The organism is Dietzia sp. JS16-p6b, assembly GCF_003052165.1.
Classification (GTDB): domain Bacteria; phylum Actinomycetota; class Actinomycetes; order Mycobacteriales; family Mycobacteriaceae; genus Dietzia.
In genome coordinates, this window is record NZ_CP024869.1 from 2,335,705 (window position 1) to 2,347,467 (window position 11,763).

Consider the following 11,763-nt stretch of genomic DNA (forward strand, 5'->3'; position numbering starts at 1 on the left):
GTCCGCACCTCGCCATTCCCGCTGGTCACCCCTGGTCTCATCCCCGCCACCATCATCGCTCACCCCACCTCTGTCCCGGGCGCGAATCATTCGTGATGCTGTGGCCGCCGGTTCACCGACGCCGGACGGTGATCCGCCCTCCTCGGTGCGGAGCGAACGCGACGCCGCGGGAGTGCCACTTCTCGTCGCGATCGGTGGTCGGGACGATCTCGTACATGCTCAGCAGGGTGCGGAGCACGACGTCCATCTCCATGGTCGCGAACGCCGCTCCGATGCACCGCCTGGTCCCGCCGCCGAACGGCAGCCAGGCCGGCGGCGGCGTGGTGTCGAGGAAGCGGGTCGGGTCGAAACGTTCGGGCTGGGCGAAGTGCGCGCTGTCGTCGTGCAGCAGCGAGATCGCGACCAACACGTTGTACCCGCGCGGGATGCGCCACGGGCCCAGGTCGAGGTGCGGCGCCTGCACGTGGCGCCCGGCGAGATCGATGACCGGCCGGCTGCGCTGCACCTCCAGGATCGTCGCGTGCCGGTAGCCGGCTCCCCCGTCGTCGACCTCGGCGACCAGCTCATCCAGCACCGCGGGGTTGCGGCTGAGCCGCTCCAGCGCCCAGGCGAGCGTCGTCGCGGTGGTCTCGTGTCCCGCCACGAGCAGTGCGGTGAGCTCGTCGCGGATCTCCTCGTCCGTCATGGACGAGCCGTCGTCGTAGGTGCTCTGCAGCATCATCGCCAGGATGTCGTCGCGCTCGTCGAGTCGGTCGTCTCGGCGGCCCCGGGCGATGAGGGCGGTGATCGCGTCGTCGTAGACCTTCTTGTAGCGGGCGAACCGAGCGCGCGGGCCCACCGACCCCACCGCCACAGCGCCCACGCGCACCGGCAGTTCCGGGGTGATGACCACCGCCGAACCGGCCTCCACCATGGGCGGGATGACGCGGCGCAGCGTGACGAGCTCGTCGTCCCGCGCGCCGAACACCGTCCGGATGATGATGTCCAGCGTGATGCGGGTCATCGACGGCAGGGAGGCGAACGGCCGGTCGACCACCCACGAGCCGAGTTCGCGCCGGGTCTCCTCCTCGACGACCGCCTCGTAGCCCGTGATGCGCCTGCCGTGCAGGGGCGGTGTGAGCAGCTTGCGGTGCCGACGGTGGTCGGTGCCCTCGATCGCGAACATCGACTGCTCCCCCAGCACCCGTCCCAGATTGGGGTCGATGTTGGTCAGCGACTCCTGGGGGGCGGTGAACAGCGCCTTGGCCAGCGCGGGGTCCGAGATCACCACCGAACGCCCGTAGATCGGCAGGTGCACGGTGACGGCGTCGCCGTATCTCGCCTGAAGCCGCTGGAGCACTCTGCGCCGGGCGAGGCCGAAGCCCACGCCCTGGACCGACCTGGGCAGCGAGGGCCCGGGCGGGAGCAGGGGTGCGCGGTCGTCGGCGGTCAGGCGTGTTGCGGACGCGGCGGGAACCGACCTGTCCGTCGTGCTGTCCATGGCGTCGCATCCTCGGCCTCGGGTGGCGTGCGGGGCGCCGTTCAGCCTACGTGCCGGAAATGCGGTGGTGGCCGCAGTTGGTACGACGACGAGGACCTCCCCCAACCGATCGACACCGCCCCCAATCCGCCGCGACCCCGGCATCGAATCCCGGATATGCACTCCGCGTCGCAGTCCCCGCGCCCCACCGACTTCCACGTCGCGGCGGACGGCACGGACGTGGCAGGGCTCTTCGCCGATCCCTGGGGCATCGACGCCGGGCACGGTTCGCCAGCGCCGGCGGAGTCCGACCAGTCCGATTCCGAGCGCGGGGACTTTCTCGGTGCCATGCGCGCATCGTGGGACGACTGGATGCCCGTCGCCACCACGGGCTGGGGCGCGGTGGTGCTCATCATCCCGTTGCTCGCGGCGCATGCCCTGGTCTGGGCATTCGGCGGGCGCCGGCCCCGCTAGGTGCGCCGACCCGTCGAGCTGCTCAGCCTCGCCCCAGCCGCCACAGGATGGTGCGCTCCTTCGACCGGGCCGAGTGCAGCGGATCGGCACTGTCGGCGGCGCGTGGATGCCGAGGTGTCGTTTCACTCGTCCCGACCACGGTCAGCCCGGCCGCATCGATGCGGTTGAGCAGGTCATCGCGGGTGCGCAGGCCCAGGTGGTCGGCGAGGTCGGACAGGATCAGCCATCCCTCGCCCCGCGGCGAAAGATTATCGGCGAGCCCGCTGAGGAAGCGGTGCAGCACGTCCGAGTCAGGGTCGTAGATCCCCTGCTCCAGGGCCGAGGTCGGGCGACCGGGGATCCACGGCGGATTGCACACCACCACGTCGGCCCGCGGAGTATCGCCCGCCTCGCCGTCGTCCGCCTCGTCGTAGACATAGGGCCACAGGTCGGCCTGCACCACGGTGACCCGGCCCGCCAACCCCAGCCGATCCACGTTGTCCCGGGCGCACTGCACGGCCCGCGGGTTGATGTCGGTCGCGACCACTTCCCGCGCGCCGCGCCGGGCCAGCACCGCGGCGAGCACCCCGGTCCCGGTGCCGATGTCCCACACGACGGGGTGGTCGATGCCCTGCGGCCAGGGGGTGTCGGCGACCAGGTCGAGGTACTCGTCGCGGGTGGGGGCGAAGACGCCGTGGGCGGGATGGATCCGCGCGCCCAGCGCGGCGACCTCGATGCCGGTGCGGTGCCATTCGTAGGCGCTGATCACGCCGAGGAGCTCGGGCAGCGACACGAGCGTCTCCCCGATGAGATCGGTCGACTCGTCGGTGGTCTGGGCGGCCGGCCGCCCGTAGGCGTGCGCACAGGCCTCGCGCGCGTCGGGCGCTCGGCGTAGCCGGATCGCGTAGTCGGCTTCCAGAGGGATGAGGATCCTGCCGAGGACCGCCGCGCGCTGGGCACGGGCGTTCCGGTTGGCGAGGAAGACCTCTCCCGCGTCGGTGGACTGCGGTGAGCGGGACGCCCGCTTGGTCAGCCGCCGATCGAGTGCGCGCATGAGCTGCCGCGCGTTCTGGAAGTCTCCCCGCCACAGCAGGCTGGAGCCTCTCCGGGCGATTCGGAGCGCCTTGTCGGCGGCGATGTCGTCGGTGATCACGACGATCCCGGTCGGCGGCGGTGCACCGTTCTCGGAGCGCCAGAACGCGGTCCGGTGCGTGCCGTCCTCGTTCCACGTGACCGTCGTCGTGGTGGCGTCGGGCGTGGGCTGTGGGAGCAACGGAGTCCTTAGGACGGGCGGCTCACCCGTCGCGAAGAGGGACGGGAGGCTGCGCGGAGTGCGGTGCCCCGGGCCGGTGGAGCCGGGGCCCACCCAGTATCCCAGTGCCACGCGCCCGCGCGGAGCCATCGTCCGCCTCGCGACGCCTCCCCTGCTCGGATCCGACGGCCGGCGCTACCCGTCGAGGACGGAATGGTTCGCGTGGATGCGGTCCGACGGGTCCCACCGGTGCTTCAGCTCACGCAGTTCGGTGAGGCCCTCTCCCCACAGGCGTCGGGGATCGACGCGGGTCTCGGCCATCGACCTCAACTCCGACGGGACGGTCACGGGCTCCAGCGCGTGCACCACCGCGTCGAGTCCTGCCCGTCCGGCCTCGAGCGGGTCCGCCCCGCCACCGGCGCCGGGCGGCGGTGCGACCGCCACCGCGACCATGAGCGCCCGCGCCCGGGACACCGCCGTCTCCTCCCCACGGCCGAGTGCCCCGCGGAGGTCGCGCAGTTCGACGGAGGTCAGCCCGCGCGCGAGGTCCGAGCCGAGGGTGCCCGTGAGATCGTCGAGGCTCTCCGGGGTCAGCGAGTGCATCAGGGCGCTCGCGCTGACGGCCGGCATTGGTTCCGGCGGGTCCATGTGGAGGCCGCCGAGCGTGTCCGGGGACGCCGCGCTGATCGTGTCGATCTCGGGCGACGCCTCGCGTAGCGGGGCGACCAGGGCGTCGACCTCGGGCCCGGGCAGCTGGGCGACGAGTTCGACCACCGTGAAGTCCCGGCCGGCGAGGAACGGCGGCACGCCGGGGGCGTCGGGGATGCGCAGCAGCCGCACCACGGAGGTCACCTCCTCGGGGAGGTGCTCTGTCCAGTGGGCCCACAGGCGGAAGATCTCGCGTGCGGACTCGGCGGGCCAGAACAGTGCGCCCGCTGTCAGCTCGGGAGTGGGGTGGAGGCGGATGTCGAGCGAGAGGATCACCGCGAGATCGGCCCCGCGGAGCACCGCCCGGAACAGGTCGGGCTCGTGGTCGTCGTCGACATGTCGTCTCACCCCGTCACTCGTCACCACGTCGCACCCCACGACCCATGACGCGGCCAGTCCATGGGATCGGGCCAGCCAGCCGAGGCCTCCTCCCAGGACCAGGCCGATCACGCCGACGTCGTAGGAGAACCCCCCGACACCGAGCAGGCCGTGGGCCGAGGCGGCCGCCTGGAGGTCGCCCCACCGTGCGCCGGCGCCCACGCGGGCCACCCGGTTGTCAGGGTCGATGTCGACGCGGGTGAGCGCGCCGGTGCGCACGAGGATCGTGCGGGACAGATCCCCGAGCGGGGACGCGTTGTGCCCGGTGTTCTGTGCCGCCACCCGCAGCCCGAGCGCGGCCGCCACGCGGAGGGTGAGCACGACGTCGCGGTCGTCGGCGGCGGTGACGACCGCGGCGGGCTGTTGGTCGACGAGCAGTTGCCAGGCGCGGCGGGCGTCGTCCCAGTGGGGGTCGCCGGGCCGCGCGAGCTTGCCGGCGAGGAGCGGGGCCAGGTCGCCGAGATCGCGGACGTGGGAGAGATCGTCCGTGGTTGACGGGGAGTACGGGGCCGACGGGGACGACGACGTGGTCTGCTGTGGCGCGCCGGTCGGCGCAGACGGGATGGTCATGACGGGGGTCTCCTGTGGTGGTGTGCCGCTCGGGTATGACGGCGGCTCGGGTATGACGGCGGCTCGGGCGTGACGGCGGCCCGGGCGTGAGAAAGGGTCTGGAACAGGCAGGTCAGGCGCAGTCGCGGGCGGTGGCGCCCAGCGCGTCGGTGACCAGGTCGTGGACGGCGTCGGGCCCGGGCGATCGCCGGATCTCCTCACCGATGGCGGCGGCCTTCCGGCGGTATCGATCGTCGGCGAGGATCGTCCGGGCAGCCGTCGCGATCCGGGCCGGGCTCGGGGTGGAGGTGCGGAGGTCGATCCCGACGCCGGTCCAGCCGACGCGGGCGCTTACTTCGGCCTTGTCCTCGGTGCGGCCGGCCACGAGCACCGGAACGCCGTGTTCGAGGGCGTAGTGCACCCCGCCGTAGCCGCCGTTGGTGACGAACAGGTCGGTCAGCGGGAGCAGTCGGTCGTACGGGAGGAACGACGCCGCGCGGACGTTCGCGGGCAGGTCCGCGGGCAGGGTCTCGAGCGGACGACCGCCGGTGCTCACCACGACCGTCACGTCGTCGTCGGCCAACGCGCGGACGGTCGGTTCGATGAGCGGCCAATCGGAGTTCGCGACGGTCCCCTGGGTCACGTGCACCACGGGTCGGTCACCGCTGAGTTCGTCCCACCATTCCGGCACCGGTGTGGAGGACGGGCGGGAGCGGGCGACGGGACCCACGAAGTGGACGGTGTCGGCGAGCCCCGGTCGCGGGTACTCGAACCCCGGCACGGTGAACTGCACGAGCAGGTCGGCGCCGATCGGCCAGTCGAGGAAGAACCGCGGCAGTTCGCGCCCGATCTCGGCGCGGGCGATCTCGTTCGCCCGTCGCTGCACGGGTCCGAATACTCCTCTCTCGGCGCCCACGGTGAGGACGCGGTTGCGGATCCGGCCGAGCGGGCCGGGCCGGGGCGGGATCCCCAGCCCGAAGGGAGCGACGTCAGGGTGCTTGGCGGCCAGCGGAACGATGCCCAGGTTGACCAGGAGCGGTCGCTCGGCGCGCGGGATCCCGGTCAGCATGGCGCCCGCCGAGAACATGGACTCGGCCAGGATGGCGTCGGTCGGTTCGGCGGCGAGCGCGGCGCGGACGGCGGCGAGCTGAGCCGGGACCGGCTGCAGGAAGATCTCGATCATGTCGAAGCGCACTCCGGCGGGCCCGCGGAGGCCGCGCCTGCCGGGGAATGCGGCGTCGATGTCGCGGTCGTCGTAGTCGGCGTCGGGTGGGAGCGGGAGGAAGTCCGCTCCGGTCTCGCGGACGTCGTCCCGGTACCGCGCGCCGGTGAGGAACCGCACGCGATCACCGGCGGCGACGAGGGACTGGGCGATGGACAGGAGCGGGGTGACGTGGCCGCGTACCGGGGTGGACGCGAGAAGGATGGAAGCCATGAGTGGTCCTCGGGAGAGCTGGCAGGCTAGGATTTGCCTGCCCGTCAAAGTATTCACCACCCCACTGGGTTAGTCAATAAGGATTCTGGAATGCCTGAGGCCGCGTCCACCCGGACCTATCGTTCGACGTTGCGCGCCGAGCAGGCCGCGAACACCCGCTCGCGGGTCGTGGCCGCCGCCGCCACCTGCTTTGCCGACCGCGGTTACGCGGGGACCTCGCTCGGCGAGATCGCCGAACGCGCCGGGGTGTCCACCGAGACCGTCAAGGCGAACGGACCGAAACGCGCGCTCCTGCTCAGCGCGTTCGATCAGGCCTTCGCCGGCGATGAGGGGGACGAGCTCCTGACCGAGTCCGATACCGGCCGGGACCTGGTCGGGATCGGCGACAACGACGGCTTCCTCTCCGCGCTGGCCGGGTTCATCGCCGCCGCGAACGCGCGCACGAGCGTGCTCTGGGGCGAGTATCTCGCCGCCGCGAACGCCGACCCCACCATCGACGAGGCGTTGACCGCCCTCCTGCAGCGCCGTCATCTCGACTTCCGCCGCACCATCGAGCAGTTCGTCGCCCGCGGGATGACCAGCCGGGTGGACGACGTGGACGGGGCGGCGGCGATCCTGTCGTTCCTCTGGTCCCCGGAGAGTCATCAGCAGCTCGTCCTGCAGAGCGGGTGGACCCACCAGCGCTACGAGACGTGGCTGATCGACGCGGCCCGTCGACAGTTCTCCATGTGAGTCGCCTCTCCATGTGAGCCGCGCCGGCGGGAGACGATCAGGCGGGGAGGATCCGCCGGAGCGGCCCGGGCCCGTGAGGCACCCTCTACTCTCTTACCCACCATGCCTCCCACCCCTGACATCGTCTCGGCCGCGCTGAAGACCGCGACGTCGTACGTTCTCAACGCGGTCGAGGTCCTGCGTTTCGGCGGCCTGCAGACGGACGAAGAGCCCTCGCCGTTCGAGATCGTCGCGCGACGCCCGATGTTCCGGCTGCGTCGCTACTACCCGCCGCCGGCGGCGAACGCCGAGCACGGGGGTGCGGGAGACGGCGAGGACGCCCCGCCGCGCCCGCCGATCCTGCTGGTGCCGCCGATGATGATCTCCGCTGACGTCTGGGACGTGTCCCCCTCCACCAGCGCGGTCGCCGCACTGCACGAGGCGGGAATGGACCCGTGGGTGATCGACTTCGGGGCCCCGGACATCGAGGCCGGCGGCCTCGAACGCACTCTCACCGACCACGTGATAGCCGTGAGCGACGCCGTCGACCTCGTCACGACCGCGACGGGCCGGTCGGTGCATCTCGGTGGATACAGCCAGGGGGGCATGTTCTGCTATCAGGCCGCGGCCTACCGACGCTCCCGCGACCTCGCCAGCGTCGTGACGTTCGGCTCCCCCGTCGACTGGCGCGGCCATGCCCCGCTCGGCATACCCGAGGAGGTGGTCGTCACCATCGCGCGGTTCGTCGCCGACTACGTTTTTGCCGACCGCCCGCTGCCCGGGTGGTTGGCCTCGACGGCGTTCCGACTGCTCGATCCCATCAAGACCGCCCGTTCGCAGGTCGATTTCCTGCGCCAGCTCCACGACCGCGACGCGCTCCTCGGACACGAACGACAGCGCCGCTTCATCGGCGGCGAGGGATTCGTCGCCTGGTCCGGCCCCGCGATCGTCGACATGATGCGGCAGGTGATCATCCAGAACCGGATGATGGTGGGCGGCTTCGTCGTCGGCGAACACGTCGTCTCGCTCGCCGACATCACCTGCCCCGTCCTCGCCGTGTTCGGTGAGGTCGACGAGATCGGCGTCCCGGCCGGCGTCCGCAAGATCGCCTCCGTCGCCCCGGGGGCCGAGGTGTACGAGTTCTCCGTCCGCGCCGGGCACTTCGGGCTCGTGGTCGGCTCGACCGCCGCCTCGCAGACGTGGCCCACCGTCGCCGCGTGGATGGGGTGGCGGGAAGGCACCGGGCAGCGACCAGACGGTATCGCCGAGGTCGAACCCGGCGCCGTGGTCGACTCCTCCCCCACCACGGCGATCATGCTCGCGGCAGATGGGGCGTTCCAGGTCGCCGGCCTCGGGATCGGCGCCGTGCGCGGGGTCGGCCACCTCGCCGTCGGCACCCTCAAGGCGACCCGGGCCGTCGGATACCAGGCGCTGCACGCGGCGCCGCGCCTCATCCGGCTGGGACAGATCCAGCCGAGGACCCGCATCTCCTTTGCCAGGATCATGACCGAGCGCGCCCGCAACCAGCCGGACGACGCGTGCTTCCTGTTCTCCGATCGCGTCCACACGTTCTCCGCCGTCGACACCCGGATCACCAACGTGGTCAAGGGACTCATCGCCGTCGGGGTCCGCCAGGGCGACCACATCGGCGTCCTCATGGAGACGCGGCCCTCGGCGCTGGTCGCGATGGCCGCGCTGTCGCGCCTCGGCGCCGTGGCCGTGCTGCTCCCCCCGTCCCAGTCCCTCCCCGAACTGCTCAGGCTCAGTTCGGTGACCGACGTGGTCACCGACCCCGAGCACGCGTCGAAGGTCTCCGGTGCCGGGGCGCGGGCGCTCGTGCTCGGCGGTGGCTCCGAGCGCGATCTCCCGGCCGACCTGGACGCGGGCGTCGTGGACCTCGAGCAGATCGACCCCGAGACGGTCGAGCTGCCGCGGTGGTACCGACCGGACCCCGGGCGGGCGGGCGACCTCGCCTTTGTCTTCTTCTCCCGCTCCACGGGCGTCTGGCAGACCAAGCTCGTGACGAACCACCGGTGGGCGCTCTCCGCGTTCGGCACCGCCAGCGCCGCGCGCCTCAGCGGCGAGTCCACCGTGTACTGCCTCAGCCCTCTCCACCACCCGTCGGGTCTGCTCACCGCCGTGGGGGGCGCCGTGGCCGGCGGGTCCAGGATCGCGCTGTCACAGGGATTCGACCCGGCGACCTTCGACGAGGAGGTCCGCCGCTACGGGGTGACGGTGGTGACCTACACGTGGGCGATGATGCGTGGGTTGGTCCGCCGGCCGGCGCCTCCGCGCCAGGCGCATTCGACGATCACCCTGTTCATGGGATCGGGGATGCCCCGCGGGTTGTGGCGGCGGGTCCTGGACCGCTACCCGGGGACGCGGGTCCTGGAGTTCTACGCCGGGACCGAAGCCGACGTGGTCCTGGCCAACCTCTCCACATCCAAGCCGGGCGCGCGCGGTCGTCCGCTGCCCGGCACGTCCGAGGTGCGGCTCGTCGACGTGGATCCCGACTCCGGCGCGATCGCCGTGGGACCGGACGGATTCGCCATACCCAGCGAGGTCGACGCGCCCGGGATGCTCCTCACCCGGCCCCGCCTCGGGGTCGACGCCTCCGTGCGCCAGCTCCGTGGGGTGTTCCGTCCGGGCGACACCTGGGTGTCGACCAGCGACTACTTCGAACGCGACCGGGACGGTGACTTCTGGATTCTCGGGGCGGCGAGCGCCGTGGTGCACACCGCGCACGGGCCGGTGTATCCGGTCCAGGTGGCCGACGCCCTCGGCGACCTGCCCCAGGTGGATCTGGCCGTGCTGTACGAGGTGCCCGGCGCCAGCGGCCCGGTCGCCGTCGCCGCGGTGAACACATGGGGCTCCGAGGCGATCACCGCAGCCGACGTCGGTGGCGCACTGGCCTCGGTCCCGCCCGCCGCACGGCCGGACATCGTCCACGTGGTCAAGGACATCCCGGTGACCAACTGGTACCGGCCCGACTCCACCGGGCTCGCTGACCGGGGCCTACCGAAGGCCGGCCCGCGGACCTGGGTTCTCGATGCCGACTCTGGTCAGTACGTGCGGTTGACCAAGGCTGTGCGCGATGGGCTTTCCCCCTCGAGCTAGTACTTCTGTCGTTCTATCGTTCAGGGGCACAAGCGCCACACCCTCCAGCGCAACCGGCAACCCGAACACCAGGCACGTCGCCCGCGATGATCAGGCCCGTTCCCCGGGCGCGCGGGGCGACGTAGTCCTCGATCCTCGCCACTCGATCACGCCGTCCTCGGGCATTTTCATTGTCCATGAGGCGAGGGAAGAAGCTGAGGTTCTTCAGCGGGATGAGAATACGTCTGGGAAGACGGGTGCCGGGGACTGGTTTCGGTCACGGTGCCGGTGGGCGGTGGGTAAACGGGACGGGAGACGTCGACGAGGTTGAATCGCACTGGGTCTGATGGAGGCTCGGGTTATTGGATTCCGACCAGGGTCTGGTCAGTCCGTTTCGTAGCGTAGAACGCTTCCTCGAATTCCGCTGGTGGGACGTCGCGCAGGTATCCGTGCAGGCGGTCGTGGTTGTGCCAGTAGACCCAGTCGAGGGTGGCGAGTTCGACGTCCTCGACGCTCTTCCAGGGCCGTCCCTCGCGTGCAGGACCGCGGATGAGTTCGGCTTTGTAATAGCCGTTGACGGTCTCGGCCAGCGCGTTGTCATAGGAATCGCCGACGGTTCCGATCGAGGGCACCGCGCCAATCTCGGCCAGGCGCTCGCCATAGCGGATCGACGTGAATTGACTGCCAGCGTCGCTATGACACCGCAACCCCTCCAGCTGAGTGCCGCGTGACCAGCGGGCCACTTCGATCGCGTCCAAGACCATGCTGGTGCGCATGTGTGAGGCAACCCGCCACCCCACGATCGTGCGCGAGTAGGCATCGATAATGAAGCAGACATAGGCGACGCCGGCCCAGGTCGGGACGAATGTCAGGTCGGTGACCCACAACTGGTTCGGCGCGGTGGCGGTGAAGTCGCGACGCACCAAGTCGGGATGGCGCGGCACCCGCGGGTCGGGTCTTGTGGTGCGCACCCGCTTGCTGCGCCGGACGCCCTCGATCCCGCCGGCCCGCATCAGCCGGGCGACCTGGTCCCGGCCGATGTCGTGACCAGCACGCCGGGCCGCCTTCCAGATCTTTCGTGCCCCGTAGACGCGGAAGTTGTCCTCCCACAGCTGCCGCACGACTGGACCCATGACCTCATCACGCTTCGACCGCGTGGACGGTTTCCGCTTCTTGAACTCGTAATAGCTACTCGGGGCCACCTGCAGAACTGCGCAGATGCGCTCGACCCCCAGAAGCCGACCCGCGACGACATCGTCGCGGTTGGCGTCGATGAACGCGGCTACTTCTTGTGCTGGCGGTCGAGCTCCGCCCCAAAGAAACTCGCTGCCCTCTTGAGAATCTCGTTGGCTCGCTTGAGCTCGCGGACTTCCTGCTCGAGGGCCTTCATCCTCGCCGGCTCGCTCGTGCTGACCCCCGCCACGTGGCCCTCATCTACGTCAGCCTGACGCACCCACGACCGCACGGACTCAGCACCGTAACCAAGCTGGGCTGCCACTCGCTTCACCGTGCCGTGATCAGTGCCCAGCTCAGCTCGCAGGGTCCTGACCATCCGCACCGCAGCGGCCTTCTCTTCAGGGCTGTAGCGACGCGTGGTCGGCTTCCCCTGACTGGTGTCCTTCGGCATGAGTCCATCCTCGTTTCCAAACGATGGAGACTCCACCCAACCCAGTGCGATTCAGGTGGTCGGCCGCGACTGAGCAGCGATAGTCCGAATCTGCT

At 70.9% G+C, this 11,763-nt stretch carries 8 protein-coding genes; 3 read left to right on the top strand and 5 right to left on the bottom strand.

Going from position 1 to position 11,763, the window contains the following annotated elements; all coding sequences use genetic code 11:
- Positions 1-112: 112 nt before the first annotated feature.
- On the bottom strand, positions 113-1,480 hold the full coding sequence (locus tag CT688_RS10655; RefSeq protein ID WP_231750296.1) for a cytochrome P450: 1,368 nt from the start codon (positions 1,478-1,480) through the stop codon (positions 113-115).
- Between the two features lie 156 nt (positions 1,481-1,636).
- On the opposite strand from CT688_RS10655, the gene CT688_RS10660 reads away from it, so the two are divergent.
- Positions 1,637-1,933, top strand: coding sequence for a hypothetical protein (locus CT688_RS10660; protein ID WP_107756874.1), 297 nt, complete (start codon positions 1,637-1,639; stop codon positions 1,931-1,933).
- A 22-nt stretch (positions 1,934-1,955) separates the two neighbouring features.
- Here CT688_RS10660 and CT688_RS10665 read toward each other — a convergent pair whose 3' ends face one another.
- The 3 genes from CT688_RS10665 to CT688_RS10675 form a co-directional block, all read right to left on the bottom strand.
- Positions 1,956-3,185 carry a methyltransferase gene (locus CT688_RS10665; protein ID WP_231750297.1) on the bottom strand — a complete coding sequence of 410 codons (1,230 nt, stop codon included), beginning with the start codon at positions 3,183-3,185 and terminating at the stop codon, positions 1,956-1,958.
- Between the two features lie 174 nt (positions 3,186-3,359).
- A complete protein-coding gene (locus CT688_RS10670; protein WP_107756876.1) occupies positions 3,360-4,820 on the bottom strand; it encodes an FAD-binding oxidoreductase in 1,461 nt (486 codons plus the stop codon).
- 112 nt (positions 4,821-4,932) lie between these two features.
- Positions 4,933-6,234 (bottom strand): glycosyltransferase, encoded by a 1,302-nt coding sequence (locus CT688_RS10675; RefSeq protein WP_107756877.1) that lies wholly within the window; start codon positions 6,232-6,234, stop codon positions 4,933-4,935.
- Positions 6,235-6,324: 90 nt separating this feature from the next.
- Here CT688_RS10675 and CT688_RS10680 point away from each other — a divergent pair, with 90 nt between their 5' ends.
- Positions 6,325-6,966: a TetR/AcrR family transcriptional regulator gene (locus CT688_RS10680; protein ID WP_107756878.1), complete on the top strand. Its 642-nt coding sequence runs from the start codon at positions 6,325-6,327 to the stop codon at positions 6,964-6,966.
- A 102-nt stretch (positions 6,967-7,068) separates the two neighbouring features.
- Positions 7,069-10,062, top strand: coding sequence for an AMP-binding protein (locus CT688_RS10685; RefSeq protein ID WP_107756879.1), 2,994 nt, complete (start codon positions 7,069-7,071; stop codon positions 10,060-10,062).
- Positions 10,063-10,400: 338 nt separating this feature from the next.
- Here CT688_RS10685 and CT688_RS10690 read toward each other — a convergent pair.
- Positions 10,401-11,668 (bottom strand): IS3 family transposase gene (locus CT688_RS10690; protein ID WP_107756880.1). Its coding sequence is split into 2 segments (ribosomal slippage): positions 10,401-11,356 and positions 11,356-11,668, totalling 1,269 coding nucleotides; the frame shifts between segments, so codons are not numbered across the junction.
- Between the last annotated feature and the right edge of the window lie 95 nt (positions 11,669-11,763).

Bases quoted from the DNA above. Each gene is read 5' to 3' on its own strand.
- CT688_RS10680 (WP_107756878.1), top strand. From the start codon at position 6,325: ATGCCTGAGGCCGCGTCCACCCGGACCTATCGTTCGACGTTGCGCGCC.
- CT688_RS10655 (WP_231750296.1), bottom strand. From the start codon at position 1,480: ATGGACAGCACGACGGACAGGTCGGTTCCCGCCGCGTCCGCAACACGC.
- CT688_RS10660 (WP_107756874.1), top strand. From the start codon at position 1,637: ATGCACTCCGCGTCGCAGTCCCCGCGCCCCACCGACTTCCACGTCGCG.
- CT688_RS10685 (WP_107756879.1), top strand. From the start codon at position 7,069: ATGCCTCCCACCCCTGACATCGTCTCGGCCGCGCTGAAGACCGCGACG.
- CT688_RS10675 (WP_107756877.1), bottom strand. From the start codon at position 6,234: ATGGCTTCCATCCTTCTCGCGTCCACCCCGGTACGCGGCCACGTCACC.
- CT688_RS10670 (WP_107756876.1), bottom strand. From the start codon at position 4,820: ATGACCATCCCGTCTGCGCCGACCGGCGCGCCACAGCAGACCACGTCG.